The sequence below is a fragment of the Brevibacterium album DSM 18261 genome (assembly GCF_000426445.1).
In the GTDB taxonomy this organism is placed as follows: Bacteria; Actinomycetota; Actinomycetes; order Actinomycetales; family Brevibacteriaceae; genus Brevibacterium; species Brevibacterium album.
The window spans coordinates 129,882-145,677 of record NZ_AUFJ01000015.1; the positions used below are offsets into that span (position 1 = coordinate 129,882).

Below are 15,796 nucleotides of genomic sequence, written 5' to 3' on the forward strand. Positions count from 1 at the left end.
GCCACTCCCGGATGGATGGGAGAGGGAGAGGCCGGCCCGCTCAGCCACCGAGGCCGCAGCCGGGACCGCCGCCTGAACCGGGGCCACCACCTGAACCGCCGCCCAGGCCCAGCTCCTCCACCACCGCGGCGACCCGCTCGCGCTGCTCCTCCGTGAGCCCTTGGATCGGCAGCGGCAGGCACTTCTGCGGCGTCAGCCCCAGGTGTTCGGCGATCGCGGCGGTGACCCGCAGGCTGCCGCCCAGCTCGGCGAAGAGCTCCCACAGCGGGGCCAGACGCCGGGAGCCGGCTGCGGCCTCGGCGGCATCCCCGCGCTGTGCGGCCCGGGTGAGCGCGAGCACCGGCTCCGGCAGGGTCCCGCCGATCACCGAGTACCAGGCATCGCAGCCGGCGCTGAGCCCCGCAGCGCCGAAGGCATCGCCGGAGACGCCGATCGTCACGTGCGCGGGCATCACTGCCCGGAGCGCGGCCACGTGGTCCCGGGCCTCCGCCGGGTCCGCGGGCACGCCGGGGATCTTCACCGAGGCGATCCCCGGCAGCTGCGCGATCCGGCCGTAGAGGTCCGGAGTGAACGTGAAGTGCGTGGTCCCGGGATTGTCGTAGACGATGACCGGCAGCGCCGTGTGCTCCGTGACCGTGCGGAAGAGCTCGAAGACGTCGCCGTGCGTGAGCGGCTGGTACGTCATGGGGGCGAGCAGCACCGCCTGTGCGCCGGCGGCCTCGGCGTCGTCCACGTGCCTGAGCACCTGGGAGGTCCGCAGCGCCCCGACCCCCGCGAACACCGGCGTGTCCCCGGCGTGCTCCACCGCGAGCCGGACCGTCTGCGCCCGCTCCTCCCGCGTGAGGTAGGCATAGGAGCCGGTGGAGCCGAGCGCGGTGATCGAGTCGACGCCGGCCGCGGCGAGCCTGCCGACCAGCCCCGCGAAGGCGCGTGCGTCCACGGTGTCCTCGTGCAGGGGCGTGAGCGGGAAGGCGCTGAGGCCGGTGAAGAGGGTCATACCTGTCGAGAGTAGCGGGGTCGGGGAGGTTCTGACGCCGGCGGCAGGGTGCAGGGTGCCCCCACGGTCGAAAACTCCCAGACGAAGGGGAGGCGTGACCTCCCGCACGCCCCCGGCGCCCAGTGCGACCGCCGGCCCCGGTTCGCGGCACAATGGTCCGCATGTCCGCTCTCGCCTCCGCCCTCTCGTTCCGGCGCCTCGTCGAGTCCAGTGCGACGCTGAGGATGCTGCGCGCAGACCACGTCGCGGTGATGGCGGCCATCCTGAGCGAGCACCTCGGGGCGCCCGGCACGCGGCTGGACACCGTCGACCTCCACGAGCTCGTCGACGAGGACCTCTTCGAGCTGCGCGACCACTTCGACATGTCCGGACGCTCGGCCAAGGCCTACTGCGACGACTGGCGGAACGCCGGGATCCTCGTCCGCCGTCCGGCCACCGACGCGCGCGGCGAGACCTACGAGCTCTCCGCCGCCGGCTTCGACGCCCTCCGCATCCTCGAGCAGCTCGAGACCCCGCAGGCCACCGTCACGGAGTCCCGGCTCATGGCGATCGCCTCCTCCCTCCACCAGCTCGCGATCGACACGGACCCGGATGCCGGCCGCCGTCTCCGCGCGCTCGAGAGCGAGCGGCGCCGCATCGATGCGGAGATCGCGCGCATCCGCAAGGGCGATCCCCGCGCCCGGGTCCTCGACCGGAAGCGTGCGAAGGAGCGGGTCACGGACGTCCTCAACCAAGCCCAGGGCATGCCGGCGGACTTCGCCCGCGTGCGCGCCCGCTTCGAGGAGCTCAACCACAGCCTGCGGACCAGCCTCCTCGAGTCCGACGGCGCGCACGGCAGCGCGCTCGACGAGGTGTTCCGCGGTATGGACCTCATCGAGGACTCCGAGGAGGGCCGCACGTTCTCCGCGTTCTCCGCCTTCGTCCGCGATCCCGAGCAGTCGGCCGCCTTCGAGGAGGACATCTCCGCGATCCTCAGCCGCGATTTCGCCGGCGATCTGCCCCTGCGCTCCCGGCAGGCGCTGCGCAGCCTCATGCGCGACATGAAGGACGGCAGCCGGGTGGTCCAGGGCGTCCTCACGGAGTTCGCCCGGGGGCTGCGCCGCTACGTGCACTCGCACGAGTACGTCACGGACCGGGCGATGCGGAGCCTCCTCCAGGAGGCGCTCGCCCAGGCGGTCCCCGCGCGCCTGCACGTGAGGCCCTTCACGCCCGTGGGCGAGGAGATGGAGCTCTCCGCCGTGCGCATGGGCAGCGTGGGGGCGATGATCCTCCACGACCCCGCGGATTTCGACACCGGGCAGGCACTGGGAGAGGCCGAGACCGTCACGGTGGACTTCACGGCGCTCGCGGCCGTCGCCCGGGAGAGCGAGATCGACTTCGACGAGCTCTCCGAAAACGTCAACGCGGTCCTGGCCGAGGCCCGCGGCGCCCCGGCCACCGTCGGCGAGATCCTCGCCCGCCATCCCGCCACCCAGGGCGTGGCGAGCGTCATCGGGCTCGTCTCGCTCGCCGCCACGCAGGGTGAGATCGACCTGGACGAGGCGGAGGAGCTCTTCTGGCACGGCACGGACGGCATCGCACGGCGCGCGGTCGTCCAGCGGCACGTCTTCACGAAGGAAGTGGATGTATGAGCATCAACGACACCCGGGCCGCCGCGGACGGGCACCGCACGCAGAGCACGCCCCTGCCCGCGGAGGCGACGATGGGCCTGTGGCGCGGCGACACCGGGACCCTGTCCGAGGCCTCCCGCCGAGTGCTGCTCGAGCTCCTCAAGGGCCCCTACGTCTCCGGAACCCAGAGCCCCGGTCTGTGGGCCGCCCTGGCAGCCGATGAGACCCAGATCCGCTCGCGTCTCCATGACCTGTTCCTCGACCTCGTGCTCGATCCCGTCGACGAGTTCGCCTTCACCCGCAAGGTCGACACCCACGAGATCCAGGCTCCCAGCGCGCTGCGCTCCGAGCGGCTGACCTTCCTCGACACCGCCATGCTCCTGGTGCTGCGCCAGCTGATGCTCGCGGCCCCGGGGGAGAGCCGCGTGATCGTGGGGCAGGACGAGGTCTACGATCTGCTCGGCGTCTACCGCGACGGCGACGAGGCGACGTTCAAGCGCAACCTCAACGGCTCTTGGTCGCGCATGATCAACAAGCTCCGCATCCTCCACACTGTCGACGACGACCGCGCCCAGATCTCGCCCATGATCCGCTTCCTCGTGGACGAGGACCGCGTGCGGGAGCTCACCGAAGTCTACCGCCGGATCGCCGAGGAGCGCACCGCCGCTCGCGCCGAGGAGACCGCCGCCGAGGCCGGTGCGGGCGGGGAGACAGTCCCCCGCACGGCCGCAGCCGATACGGTTGCCGAGGCCGCCTCGGCCGCCGCCCCGGTCCCCGAGCCAGCCGCGCACACAGAGGAGAACGCCTAAGTGAGCACCGCGACCCTGTTTGACCTCACACCGGAGAACCCCGCGTACTCCGAGGCGGCCCCCGGCGACCAGTGGCGCCTGGCGGAGGTGCAGCTGGCCAACTGGGGCACCTTCGACAAGGAGATCCACCGCCTGCCGATCGCGCGGCGCGGCCACCTCATCACGGGGCCCTCGGGCTCGGGCAAGTCCTCGCTGCTGGATGCGATCGCCGCAGTCCTCACCCCGGACAAGTGGCTGCGGTTCAATGTCGCCGCGCAGTCGGCAGGAGCGCGGGCGGACCAGCGCAGCATCGTCTCCTATGTGCGCGGTGCGTGGTCGCGGACCGCGGACGCCGCCGAGGATCGCGTCGTCAGCCGCTATCTGCGCCCAGGCGCCACCTGGTCAGGCATCGTGCTGCGGTACGAGAACCCCGGCCACAAGCCGGTCTCGCTCGTCCGCCTCTTCTTCCTCCGCGGCACGGGCACCGCGAACTCGGACGTCTCCGACCTCTGCTTGCTCGACCGCTCCGCCGTCGACCTCGCAGACCTGCAGGACTACGTGCGCTCGGGCATCGAGGCGCGCCGGATCAAGGCCGCCTATCCGGACGCGGTCGTCACGACCGCCGGTGCGCACGGCAAGTTCTACGCTCGCCTGCGCAGCGTCTTCGGCATCGGCCACGAGAGTGCGCTGCAGCTGCTGCACAAGACGCAGTCCGCCAAGAGCCTCGACAGCCTCGACCAGCTGTTCCGCGAGCACATGCTCGAACGACCGGGCACCTTCGAACTGGCCCAGACCGCGGTGGAGCAGTTCGGGGAGCTCAGCGACGCCCACGCCCACGTCTCCCAGCTGCGCATGCAGCGCGACCACCTGGCCGGGCTTCGCGCCGGCGCGCGGGAGTTCGAGCAGGCGCAGGAGACGGCGGAGAAGGCGCGTGTGCTCGCCGCGGCCGTCCAGCCCTACATCCAGCGGCGGAGGCTCGAGCTCACGCGCGCCGAGCACGCGCTGGCCCTCGAGCGGATCGCCGGGCTCGCCGCGGACGCGGAGGAGGCCGCCGAGGCCGCCCGGACCGCGGAGGAGGACTTCGAGGCTGCCCAGCGCCGCAGCATGGCCGCGGGCGGCGCCGATGCCGAGGCGCTGCAGCTGCGCATCCGCGATGCGCAGGAGGCCGCGCTCGCCACCCGCGACCGGTGGGACTCGCTCCGGCGCCAGCTGGCACAGGCCGGCATCGAACAGGCCCCCGCCTCGGCGGCGGAGTTCTCGCAGCTCCAGGCCGAGATCGCGCGGGCCCTGGAGGCGGCGGACGCCTCGGGCGGTCCCTCGCACGAGCAGCACGAGCAGCACGAGCGCTTCTTCGCCGCGAGGAAGGAGCTCGCCGGGATCGACGCGGACATCGCGGAGCTGCGCCGCAGCGGCTCCACCGTGCCCGCACCCCTGCTCGAGGTGCGCCGGCAGATCTGCGCGGGCGTCGATCTGCCCGAGAGCGCCCTGCCCTTCGCCGCGGAGCTCATCGAGGTCCTGCCCGAGCACCGTGAGTGGACCGGAGCGATCGAGCGCGTGCTGCGGCCGCTCGCGCTCACCGTGCTCGTCCGCACCGAACATCTGCCCGCGGTGCGTCGCTGGGTCGACTCCCAGCGCATCCGCGCCCGGCTGGTGTTCGAGGAGGTCTCCAGCCAGCCGCATGCCGTGCGGCAGCCGCGCAGCGAGCTCTCGCTCGTGCACCGGGTGGCGGTGAAGGACGACCGCTTCGGCCGCTGGGTGAGGGCCGCTCTCGCCGAGCGCTTCGACGTGGCTTGCGTCGAGAGCCCGGACGAGCTCGCCGGACACTCCCGCGCCGTCACCCGCGGCGGTCAGCTCAAGGCCTCGCGCACCCGGTACGAGAAGGACGACCGGCGGGCCATCGACGACCGCAGCAGCTGGGTCCTCGGCGACCGGGAGGCCAAGCTGGAGGCCTATCTCGAACGGCGCCGGCAGGTGTCCGCGGAGCTCGAGGCCGCGCGCGAGGTCGTGGACGGCCTGGCGCGCGAGCGGGACGCCGTCCAGCGGCGGTCGGGACTGCTCTCCGGCCTGCGCGAGCTCTCCTGGGCGTCCGTCGACCACGAGGCCGCCGAGCGGATCGTCGCCGAGCACGAGCGCAGGCTCGCCGAGCTCACCGGCGACGACGGCGATCTCCAGGCCGCGGTCGAGGCCGTCGAGGACGCCCGGCACCTGCGCGATGTCACGCGCCGGGAGGCCGAGGACGCCCGCCACCTGATGCGGATGGAGCAGGATCGCCGGGACGATCTCGCGGGCGAGCTCGAGCGTCTGGAGGCCGGTGTCGCGGCGGGCCGCATCCCGGAGGTGCCCGAGGACGTCGCAGCGGTCCTGGCCAGGCGGTTCGCCTCGGCCCAGGAGGAGACGCCGGCGCTCGCCGAGGCCGGCCAGACCGTCGCGGCGCGCCTGCGGGAGGAGCAGGACAGGGCGCAGGCCGCGGCCGCGCGGGCAGAGAGCACCGTGACCCGGCTGGCGGTGCAGTTCAAGGAGCGCTGGCCCGGCGCCTCGGCCGACCTCACCGCCGATGCGGCGGACCGGGCCGGCTACATCGCGATCCTCGAATCCATCGAGACCCACGGCCTGCCCGATCACGAGGCGCGCTTCCTGAGGATCCTGCAGGAGCGCTCGCGGGACCTCATCGGCGAGCTGCTCAGCGATGTCCTGGGCGCTCCGCGCGAGATCGAGGACCGGGTGGACCGCGTCAACGACTCGCTCGGCCGGTCCAAGTTCGACGAGGGGCGGTACCTGCGGATCCGGCCGCGGGTGCGGCGCAGCGAGACCGTCAACCGGTTCATCTCCGATCTGCGGACCATCGCCGAGGGCACCTGGGACCGGGGTGCCGCCGGTGCGGATGGCGCGGACGGCAGGGACTCCAGTGCGGGTGGTCGGGATGCGGACGGGGCCTCCCCGAGCACTGGCGGCGGGAAGGACGCGGCCGATCTCGAGGCTGCGGAGACGGCATTCGAGATCCTCGCCGAGCTCATGCGCCGGTTCGCCTCGAACGAGAACGTGGACCGCGTGTGGCGGAACCAGTGCCTGGACACGCGCCTGCACGTGACGTTCCTGGCCGAGGAGGTGGACGAGAACGGGCGCGCGCACACCGCCTACGACTCCGGCGCCGCGCTCTCCGGCGGCCAGCAGCAGAAGCTCGTGGTGTTCTGTCTCGCGGCGGCCCTGCGCTATCAGCTGGCGGAGCCGGAGGAGACGGTCTCCCGCTACGGCACCATCGTGCTCGACGAGGCCTTCGACAAGGCGGACACGCGGTACACGCGCATGGCCCTGGACGTCTTCGTGGAGTTCGGCTTCCACCTGGTGCTCGCCACCCCGCAGAAGCTCCTGCAGACCATCGAGCCGTATGTGGGGGCGGCGACCTCGGTGGACAACCCCTCGCGGCAGCGCTCGGTCGTCTCGACCATGACGTGGGCCGAGCAGGGCTGGGATGAGGCGGCCTCGGCGGCGGGGACTTCGGAGGAGCTGGAGGCACTGCGAGAAGTCGCCTCCGTGCGCTGAACGCAGGCGCCTTTGCCGCACGTATGTGCAGATGGCGTCTTCAAATCGCTGAGAGCGAAGTTCGCACATACGCGGAGCAGGATGCGCAGAGGTGCTGCGCGGAAGTGCGGAGGCGCGGCGCTCCGGTGGGAGCTGCCGCGCCTCTGCGCTGTGCCGACTGCGCGCTTCACCGACTGCGCGCCGCGGTCACCGGACCGGGGACTTCTCCGCGATCAGTCCCTTCTCCTCGGCGCGCTGATCCCAGAAGTGCGCACCGACGATGCCCGTCCTCGCGGGCACGAACTGCGGATCGAGCCCTTCCTTCTTCTGCCGCTCGAAATCGCGCAGGGCTTTGAACACCGGCTGCTGGATGATGAGGATCGCGACGATGTTCAGCCATGCCATGAGGCCCACGCCGATGTCGCCCAGCGCCCAGGCCGCACCCGCGGTGGACACGGAGCCGTAGGCCACGGCGACGAGGACGAACAGCTGGAGGAAGCGGACGCACACAGCGCTGACCCGGCGGTTCGATACGTTGCGGAGCACGTACTTGAGGTTGGTCTCGGCCATGTAGTAGTAGGCGACGATGGTCGTGAAGGCGAAGAATGCCAGCGAGACCGCGACGAAGCTCGCCCCGAAGCCGGGGAACACCGCATCGAAGCCGGCCTGCGCATAGGGCACCCCCACCTCGAGCTGAGCGCTCACGCCGCCGCCCACGCGCTCGAGCGTCTCCGTGGGGTTGCCGTCCGCATCGAACTGCGCGCCGGTGGGGAACACGCGGTACATGCCGGTGGACAGGACCATGAACGCGGTCGCGGAGCAGACGAAGAGGGTGTCGATGTAGATCGAGCCGGCCTGCACGAGTCCCTGCTTCACAGGGTGGGAGACCTCTGCCGCGGCCGCCGCGTGGGGACCGGTTCCCTGGCCTGCCTCGTTCGAGTAGATGCCGCGCTTCACGCCCCATTCGACCGCTGCGCCGACCATCGCGCCCACGGCGGACTGCGTGGTGAATGCGGAGGAGACGACCAGACCGACGACGTCGAAGATCTGATCGATGTTGACGAAGGCGATGACGATCGCGCCCAGGATGTAGAGGACCGCCATGAAGGGCACGACGACGCTCGCGAAGTTCGCGATGCGCTTGACGCCGCCGATCACGATGAAGCCCAGCGCGATGACCACGGCGATCGCGGTGGCCCAGCTCGGGACGTTCCAGGCGTTCTGCGCCGCACTCGCGATGGACTGCGCCTGCACGCCCGGCAGCAGGAAGCTCATCGAGAGGATCGTGACGAGTGCGAAGGCCATCGCATAGACCTTGAACAGGCCCTTCGCCTTCGTGTGGCGGTAGACGCGCTCGATGTAGTAGGCCGGGCCGCCGCGGTACTCGCCGGTGTCCTTGTCCTTCTCCTTGTAGATCTGGCCGAGGGTGGACTCGACGAAGCTCGTCGAGGCGCCCAGGAGCGCGGAGATCCACATCCACATGACGGCGCCGGGGCCGCCGAAGGCGATCGCCGTGACGGTGCCGGCGATGTTGCCCGTGCCCACACGGCCGGCCAGGGACATCGTGAGCGCCTGGAAGGACGAGACGCCGTCCTCGGAGCGCTGACCGGTGAACATCTGCTTGAAGATCGCGGGGATCTGCCGGATCTGGATGAGCCGGGTGCGGATCGTGAAGAACACGCCCGCGCCCAGGCACAGGTAGACGAGCGGGGGAGCCCACACGACCCCGTTGAGCCAATCGATGAATGCTGTCACTTCTGCTCCAAGGAAAATGAGGAGCGCCACCACTGTGGCGGCGCTCACGTACCGAGGGGAAGTGAAGCAGGACACGCCTCGCCGTGTCAATTCGTGAGACGAGCGGGCATGTGCGCGGCGGATCTGCAAGGCGAGCGTCGGCGCGGATGTCCGAAGGTTCGGATGTCCGGAGGCTCGGACCGGCGCGGGGGTGTGCCTCGGCGGGCACTCGCCTCCGGCCTCAGCGGAGGCGCTCCGCCGCTGCGCGCTGCCGGCGGGCGGCTTCCGGTTCGCCTGTCCTCAGCTCTCCTCCGCCGCCCGCACCGCTGCGATGTCGGCCTCCTCGGCTGCGCGGAAGCGCCCGCCGCCGGCGATGAATTCGTCACCGTGCTTCTCCAGGTGGCGGGCGAAGAACGGGCACAGGGGGACCACCGCGGTGTCCCTCCGGATGCTGTCCGCAAGGGCCTCCGTCACGAGGATTCCGCCCAGCCCGCGTCCGCCGAGCTCCTCGGGGACCACGGTGTGGTGGAAGATGCGGGCGCCGTCGGGGGCGTCGACGAAGAACGCATTGCCTGCCGGCGAGCCATCGGCGAGAACCGCGGAATAGGACTGCGGCACCGTCGATTCGTCGAGCCCGACCACCACCTCGGCCCCGGTTCTGTCCGTCGTCCGTGTGCTCATGGCCGATCCTCTCCTCGGTTCCGTTCGGGGCTGCCTGCGGTGCCGTCGTGCACAGGTGCGGGACGGTCCGTCTCCGCAGAGCCGCCGTGCTGACGCGGTCGTGCGGCTCCGCCCGCGGATGCCTGGGCCTCGGCGGCCCGGGCGTGCGGCGGAGGATTCCGGCGCGGCCTCATCGTCACCTGCGGCAGCGCGGGCGCGGGCAGGCGGCCCATCCCCTCGCTGTTCCGGCCCGGTCCGCCATGACCCGCATAGCCCTCGACCCGGCCGAACCGCTCACCGCCGCCCTCCCACTCGCTGCGATAGCGGGCGATCTCCTCCGTGGAGCGCCCCACGAAGTTCCACCACATGACGATCTCCTCGCCGAAGGGCTCCCCGCCCAGCAGAACGAGGCGGGCCGCATCGCCGCCGCTATTGGCGATCCGCAGACCGGCCGCGCCGATGCCCGTGTAGCCCACCGCGCGCCTCGGCACGCGCACGCCCTCCAGCGTCACCGCCTCGCCCGCGTCCACCAGCAGGCCGTGCTCGAATGCGGGGTCCACGGGAGCATCGAGGACGGCGCCGGGCTCCAGCCGGATCTCCGCGCCCACGAGCGGCGAATGCATCTGCACGGGCGAGGAGACGCCCAGCAGGGAGCCCGCGAAGACGAGCGCGGAGCCCCCGGCGAAGGGGACCGGTTCCGGCGCGAAGTGCTCGAACCTGCGCTCCGGGAGGTGCCGGACCTCCTCGGGCAGCGCGATCCAGAGCTGGACGCCGTGCAGGACGTGCGTGTCCGTCGTGGAGGTCTCGGAGTGGCAGATGCCCGCGCCCGCGGTCATGAGGTTGAGCTCGCCCGGCCGCACCGGTGCGGCGTGGCCGCCCGAGTCGATGTGGGCGATGGCGCCCTCGAAGAGCCAGCTGAGGGTCTGCAGACCGGTGTGCGGGTGCGGGGCGACGTCCATGCCGCCGGTGGCGCTCACATCGTCGGGGCCGTAGTGGTCGACGAAGCACCATGCGCCGATGAGCGAGCGCTGCCGCTGCGGAAGGGTCCTGTGCACCGTCATGGCACGCGGCCCGCCCAGCGGCACCTCGCGCGCCGTGATGAGCTCGACCGGTGCGCCTCCGGCGCACTCGGCCTGCGATCCGGGCAGGCCGCCGTCCGCGCACACCTGCGCTGCCGGCCGCGCCTCCGTGTTGCTCATGCGGCCATGCTAGCCCTGCCGGGGGCGAGCGGCGAGGGGTCGTGTCCGCGCCCTCGTATAGCGTCGGGGTGGGAGGGGACGTGCGGCGGCGAGTGCGCTGCGCGGGAACGAGTGCGGTGCTGAACGGCTGTGCGGTTCGCGGCGAACGATCTGCGGAGGGAGGGGGGAGGGGACATGGCACAGAGCGCGCGCGACCCTGAGTGGAAGCGCCTCCTGGCTCCCGTCGCGCGGGCGCGCACGACGCAGGCGCAGCAGCCTTCGGCGGGCTCGGAGCCGGCCCCGCTCGGGATCGCGTTCGAGCTCTGCGCGGAGGACTCGCGCGGCTGGTTCTACGAATCCGCACCCGTGCCCCTGGAGCGGACGCAGCTGGTCGAGGGCGCGGACTGGTTCGTGGGGATGAGACCCGTCGAGGCCGGTGCGCGGCCGGGCACCTGGAGGCGGGGAGGGCTCACCTGGCGCTCCTTCGCGCACCCGGGAACGGGACCGCAGCGGCACGTCCGGGCACTCCTCGACCAGCTGCACCGCCTGTCCCGCGATGAGCGGAACCTCAGCCCCGGCGAGGCCGGGATGCTCCGCCTGGACCGCTATCCCTCGCCCCTGCTGTGGCCCCTGCTCGAACGGCTGCAGGCCGCGGGCGTCGCGCTGACCGGCACCGGACTGCTCACCTCGGTGCGGGTGGGCGGCACGGCGGAGAAGCGGATCGACCTGCACGGGGACGCGCACGGCCGCCTCCACCTCGAGCCCCGGCTGCGGATCGACGAGGAGGAGATGGCCGCCTCGGGCACTGTGGGCGACCACGGCTTCGCGGGGCTGGAGGGCGATCTCCCGAGGTCCGGCGGAGCCCTCGGCCTCGTGCTCGCACCCGCGGTGAGGGCGGCCGCGCCCGGTGCGAGGGCGCTGCTGGCCCGGCGCGCGCCATTGGTCGTGGCGGCCGGTGAGCGGGCGGAGTTCGAGCGCGAGTTCTTCCCCGTCCTGCGGTCCGCCGTGACCGTCACCAGCGAGGACGGTTCGGTGGACCTGCCCGAGGAGGCCCCGCCCCTGCTCTCCCTCCTCGCCGTCTACGGGGAGGAGGACGAGGTCGCCCTGCACTGGTCGTGGCTGTACCGCGGGCCGGAGCGGGAGTACGCGGTGACGGCCGGGCCGGACCCCAGCCGGGACCCCGTCGCCGAGGCCGCGGTCGCCGCACGTGTCTCCGACCTCTGGCCCGGGGCCGGGGAGATCGATCGCCAGGACCTCGGCGGGACGGACACGGCGGTCTTCACGGTGCGCGTGCTGCCGGAGCTCGAGCGGCTGGACTGCCTCCGCGTGCGCACGAGCGGCAGGCGGCAGGACTACCGGGAGCTCACGGAGCCGCCCCGGGTCGCGGTGACGAGCGAGGAGACGGGGACCCGGGACTGGTTCGACCTGGCCTTCCAGGTGACCGTCGCGGGGAGGACCGTCCCCTTCGCCTCGCTGTTCCGGGCGCTGGCGCAGGGGGCGAAGACCCTGCTCCTGCCGGACAAGTCGTACCTGAGCCTGGACCATCCTGCGTTCGACGGGCTCAGACGGCTCCTCGACGAGGCCCGGGCGCTGGGGGAGTGGGACCCGGAGGCGCCCCGGATCTCGCGGTACCAGGTGGACCTGTGGGAGGAGTTCGCCGATGCCGCGGACAGCTCCGAGGCGGCGCTCGCGTGGCGGCGGTCGGTGGGTGCGCTGGGGCGGCTGGACGACGTGCCGCGACCTGCGCCGCCGGCGGGCCTCCGGGCTGAGCTGCGCGGTTACCAGGAGGAGGGCTATGCCTGGCTGAGCCTGCTCTTCGATCATGGGCTGGGCGGCATCCTCGCCGATGACATGGGCCTGGGCAAGACCCTGCAGACGCTGGCGATGATCGTGCGCGCCCGGGAGCGAGGCGCATCCGCGAGCGGGGATGAGGCGCACGGCGGCAGCGGGGGATCCGCGCGCGCGGCGGCTGCCGAAAGCGGCACCGCACCGCCGTTCCTCGTCGTGGCACCGTCCTCCGTGGTGGACGTCTGGGCGCAGGAGGCGGCGAGGTTCGCCCCTGATCTGGATGTGCGCGCCCTCGGGAGCTCCCGGCCGGCCGCTGCGGGAGGCGGTGCCGCCGCCTCGGGGCGCATTCGCGCGCGAGGCGACCGGGGCCGCCTCGCGGATCGGGTGCGGGGTGCGGATGTCGTCGTCACCTCCTTCGCGCTGCTGCGTCTGGGGGCGGCCGAGTACGCGGCGGAGGAGTGGTGCGGGCTCGTCATCGACGAGGCGCAGTTCGCGAAGAACCGCCGCACGCAGCTGTACGGGGCGCTCGCGGACATCAGGGCCCCTTTCAGGCTCGCACTCACGGGCACGCCCGTGGAGAACTCCCTCGACGATCTGTGGGCGCTGCTCTCGCTGACGGCGCCGGGCATCTTCCCCTCGCCCGTCGCCTTCCGGCAGCAGTACACGCTGCCCGTGGAGAAGGGCGGGGCGCTGCACCGCCTCGAGCGGGTGCGGAAGCGGATCCGGCCGTTCGTGCTGCGCCGCACCAAGGAGTCCGTGGCCGCGGAGCTGCCGGCCAGGCAGGAGCAGGTCCGCGAGGTGGAGCTCCTGCCGGAGCACCGGCGGCTCTACGACGCCGTGCTGCAGCGGGAGAGGAAGAAGGTGCTCGGCATGCTGGAGGACCTGGAGCGGCAGGGGATGGAGCGCACGCGCTTCATCGTGTTCCGCTCGCTCACGCTCCTGCGCATGCTCGCTCTGGACCCCTCGATCGTGGACGGGGAGCAGCATGGTGGGGTGCAGTCCTCGAAGCTGCACACGCTGCTCGAGGAACTCGAGCAGGTGTTGGAGGACAGGCACAGAGTGCTCGTGTTCAGCCAGTTCACCTCCTTCCTGGACCGGGTGGGCGAGGCGCTGACGGAGCGCGGCATCGACCATGTGCGGCTGGACGGCTCCACGCGGCGCCGGGGCGAGGTGGTCGCGGGCTTCCGCAACGGCGATGCCGGTGTCTTCCTGCTGAGCCTCAAGGCCGGCGGGTTCGGGCTCACGCTCACGGAGGCGGACTACGTCTACCTCATGGACCCCTGGTGGAACCCGGCCGCCGAGGCGCAGGCCGTCGACCGTGCGCACCGGATCGGGCAGACGAGTCCCGTCGTGGTGTACCGGATGGTGGCGCGCGGGACGATCGAGGAGAAGGTGCTGGAGCTGCAGCGCAGGAAGGCCCGGCTCGCGGAATCGCTGCTGGGCGGCGGTGCGGAGCCTCGCTCGAGCGAGGGCGCAGAGGACGATGCGGAAGACGGTGCGCCGGCTGCACGGCAGGACGGTGCGGAGGCGGGTGCGCAGGCCTCATCGGCGAGTGCGCCCGAGGCCGGCGCGAGTGCGCGCGAGTCCCTCGCGGACTTCTCCCGAGCGCTCTCGGCGGAGGAGATGCGTGCGCTGTTCGCCTAGAAGAGGCATCGCGGTCGGCGCTCCGGGATGCATTCGAATCCTGAATGGCAGATCATGCCGGAAGGAGTGCGCTCCGTGCCCTGTGATCGCGAATTGTGTCCGTGCCTCCTGCAAGACTCGGGGCATGGAAGAGATCGTGGTTCGCTCACCCACCGGCTCACTGCCAGACCTCGTGCTGTTCCCCATGGAGGAGCGCTTCGCGACTTCCGCGCTCGAACGCGGGGCCGTGCACGCCGTGCGCGGCGATGTCCGCGCCCTCACCTGGGATGCGGGCACGGCGACGCTCACCGGGACGGTGCGGGAGGAGGGCGGGCGCGAGTTCCGGGCGCTCGTCCAGTTCCTGCCCTCCCCGCGTGAGGACGGCCTCGAGTACGAGCTCAGCGGCAGCATCTGCACCTGTGAGGACGGTGACCTCTGCGCTCACGCTTCAGGTCTCCTGCACGCCTTCGACATCGTGGACCGGGGTCTGGGCGCAGGCCTCGGAGATGCGCGGAGAGGACAGGTGAGCCTGCCGGCCGCACCGGCGGGCCCCGGGGAGGCCGACCTCCGCTTCTTCTACTGTGGGTAGAAGGGGAGGGGTAGAATCAGGGGTGACGAGGATGGACTCGGACGGGGCGCCATCGTCGTCTCAACTGGGAGTCCCCGTGAGAGGACGGATCATGAACACCGACGTTCACACAGACGCGCACACGATCCCCTACGATCCGGCCGCCCGCGAGCTGGGGGTCGTCGTCGGCTACGACGGTTCCGAGAACGCCACCCGTGCGCTCCACTACGCGGCGCGTGCGGCGCAGCGCCACGGCACGGTCCTCAACGTCGTCACGGTGTATCGCGTGCCGCCCGCCATCTACTCGACCTACGCGGCCGTGCCCACCGCTCCGGAGGACAAGGCCAAGAAGGACGAGGCGGAGCAGCTCCTCACCGTGGCTGCGGAGTTCCTCAAGGACTATCCGGGCGAGGTGCAGTTCCGGGCGGTCGAGGGCGATTCCGTGGGTGCGCTGGCCGAGCTCACGAAGGAGGCGCAGCTGGCGGTGCTCGGCGCACGCGGCCGCGGCGGCTTCGTGGGCCGGATCCTGGGATCGGTGGCGTCCGCCCTGCCGGCGCACACGTTCTGCCCCACGGTCGTGGTGCCCACGGACTACTGGCACCACGAGCCGCTGCAGCACGCGGATTTCTCACCCGTGCGTCTGCAGGCCCCCGTCACCGTCGGCATGGACGATTCCCAGCTCAGCCGGGTGGCCGCCCTCCATGCGGCTCAGGCCGCCTCGCAGCGCGGGGTGACGCTCCGCCTCCTCATGGCCCTGCCGCCCCTGGGCACCAACATGGCCTGGTATCCGGAGCTCTCCGCGGACGTCGCGAAGGTCACGAAGCAGCGGAGCGAGATGCTGCAGAATACCCTCGAGGAGGACATCACCTGGCTGAAGCAGCACTTCCCCGATGTGGAGATGAGCGCGGCGGTCGAGGTGGGCGAGCCCTCGGTCATCCTCAATCAGGCCACGGGCGACTCCCAGCTCACCGTCGTGGGCACGCGCGGCAGGGGGGCGTTCATGAGCGCTCTGCTGGGCTCCACCTCCCGGGGCGTCCTGTACAAGGCGGCAGGCCCTGTCATGGTCGTCCCGAACCTCCAGGACGCGCGGCTCCCCGGCTGAGGGTGCGCGTGCGTCCGAGGCATCCGGTCGAGCCGTCCGCTCGGCGGGATGCCTCGGCTCGCGCGCGCTCGGCCGGCCGGGCCTCGCGCCGCGGACCCCGCGTGTGTGCGCGGGGAGGAGCGAGGCCGGGCGGACGCGGCCGGCGAGGCTGGACGGAGGCGCCGAACCCGCCTGCGCCGTGCGTCAGCGGACCTAATCGGCGCCCGTGACGTCGAGGGTGGCACCGGTG

10 protein-coding genes are annotated in these 15,796 nt (G+C 72.1%); 6 read left to right on the forward strand and 4 right to left on the reverse strand.

Annotated elements, in window-relative coordinates:
• Window positions 1-40 precede the first annotated feature (40 nt).
• Complete coding sequence (locus tag K318_RS21760; RefSeq protein ID WP_084500181.1) at window positions 41-997, reverse strand: dihydrodipicolinate synthase family protein; 957 nt, start codon at window positions 995-997, stop codon at window positions 41-43.
• A 161-nt stretch (window positions 998-1,158) separates the two neighbouring features.
• Here K318_RS21760 and K318_RS0112845 point away from each other — a divergent pair, with 161 nt between their 5' ends.
• From K318_RS0112845 to K318_RS21770, 3 genes are read left to right on the forward strand one after another with little or no spacing between them, the layout of a single operon-like run.
• Complete coding sequence (locus tag K318_RS0112845) at window positions 1,159-2,628, forward strand: DUF3375 domain-containing protein (protein WP_029089779.1); 1,470 nt, start codon at window positions 1,159-1,161, stop codon at window positions 2,626-2,628.
• Window positions 2,625-3,416, forward strand: coding sequence for a DUF4194 domain-containing protein (locus K318_RS21765; protein WP_084500183.1), 792 nt, complete (start codon window positions 2,625-2,627; stop codon window positions 3,414-3,416). Before K318_RS0112845 ends, K318_RS21765 begins: the two co-directional genes overlap by 4 nt.
• Window positions 3,417-6,935: an ATP-binding protein gene (locus K318_RS21770; RefSeq protein WP_084500184.1), complete on the forward strand. Its 3,519-nt coding sequence runs from the start codon at window positions 3,417-3,419 to the stop codon at window positions 6,933-6,935.
• 186 nt (window positions 6,936-7,121) lie between these two features.
• Here K318_RS21770 and K318_RS0112860 read toward each other — a convergent pair whose 3' ends face one another.
• The 3 genes from K318_RS0112860 to K318_RS21775 all read right to left on the reverse strand — a co-directional run bounded on the left by K318_RS0112860 (window position 7,122) and on the right by K318_RS21775 (window position 10,507).
• Window positions 7,122-8,669 (reverse strand): alanine/glycine:cation symporter family protein, encoded by a 1,548-nt coding sequence (locus K318_RS0112860; RefSeq protein WP_035281908.1) that lies wholly within the window; start codon window positions 8,667-8,669, stop codon window positions 7,122-7,124.
• A gap of 279 nt (window positions 8,670-8,948) precedes the next feature.
• Window positions 8,949-9,329, reverse strand: a complete 381-nt coding sequence (locus K318_RS0112865; RefSeq protein WP_029089781.1) for an N-acetyltransferase — start codon at window positions 9,327-9,329, stop codon at window positions 8,949-8,951.
• Window positions 9,326-10,507 (reverse strand): pirin family protein, encoded by a 1,182-nt coding sequence (locus K318_RS21775; protein WP_084500185.1) that lies wholly within the window; start codon window positions 10,505-10,507, stop codon window positions 9,326-9,328. Before K318_RS21775 ends, K318_RS0112865 begins: the two co-directional genes overlap by 4 nt.
• Window positions 10,508-10,681: 174 nt before the next feature.
• Here K318_RS21775 and K318_RS21780 point away from each other — a divergent pair, with 174 nt between their 5' ends.
• From K318_RS21780 to K318_RS0112885, 3 genes are all read left to right on the forward strand, one after another.
• On the forward strand, window positions 10,682-13,918 hold the full coding sequence (locus tag K318_RS21780) for a DEAD/DEAH box helicase (protein WP_156914006.1): 3,237 nt from the start codon (window positions 10,682-10,684) through the stop codon (window positions 13,916-13,918).
• 124 nt (window positions 13,919-14,042) lie between these two features.
• A complete protein-coding gene (locus K318_RS0112880; protein ID WP_029089782.1) occupies window positions 14,043-14,486 on the forward strand; it encodes a hypothetical protein in 444 nt (147 codons plus the stop codon).
• A 91-nt stretch (window positions 14,487-14,577) separates the two neighbouring features.
• Window positions 14,578-15,567, forward strand: a complete 990-nt coding sequence (locus K318_RS0112885; protein ID WP_029089783.1) for a universal stress protein — start codon at window positions 14,578-14,580, stop codon at window positions 15,565-15,567.
• Window positions 15,568-15,796: the final 229 nt, after the last annotated feature.

Bases quoted from the DNA above. Each gene is read 5' to 3' on its own strand.
- K318_RS0112845 (WP_029089779.1), top strand. From the start codon at position 1,159: ATGTCCGCTCTCGCCTCCGCCCTCTCGTTCCGGCGCCTCGTCGAGTCC.
- K318_RS21775 (WP_084500185.1), bottom strand. From the start codon at position 10,507: ATGAGCAACACGGAGGCGCGGCCGGCAGCGCAGGTGTGCGCGGACGGC.
- K318_RS0112885 (WP_029089783.1), top strand. From the start codon at position 14,578: ATGAACACCGACGTTCACACAGACGCGCACACGATCCCCTACGATCCG.
- K318_RS21760 (WP_084500181.1), bottom strand. From the start codon at position 997: ATGACCCTCTTCACCGGCCTCAGCGCCTTCCCGCTCACGCCCCTGCAC.
- K318_RS0112865 (WP_029089781.1), bottom strand. From the start codon at position 9,329: ATGAGCACACGGACGACGGACAGAACCGGGGCCGAGGTGGTGGTCGGG.
- K318_RS21765 (WP_084500183.1), top strand. From the start codon at position 2,625: ATGAGCATCAACGACACCCGGGCCGCCGCGGACGGGCACCGCACGCAG.
- K318_RS0112880 (WP_029089782.1), top strand. From the start codon at position 14,043: ATGGAAGAGATCGTGGTTCGCTCACCCACCGGCTCACTGCCAGACCTC.
- K318_RS21780 (WP_156914006.1), top strand. From the start codon at position 10,682: ATGGCACAGAGCGCGCGCGACCCTGAGTGGAAGCGCCTCCTGGCTCCC.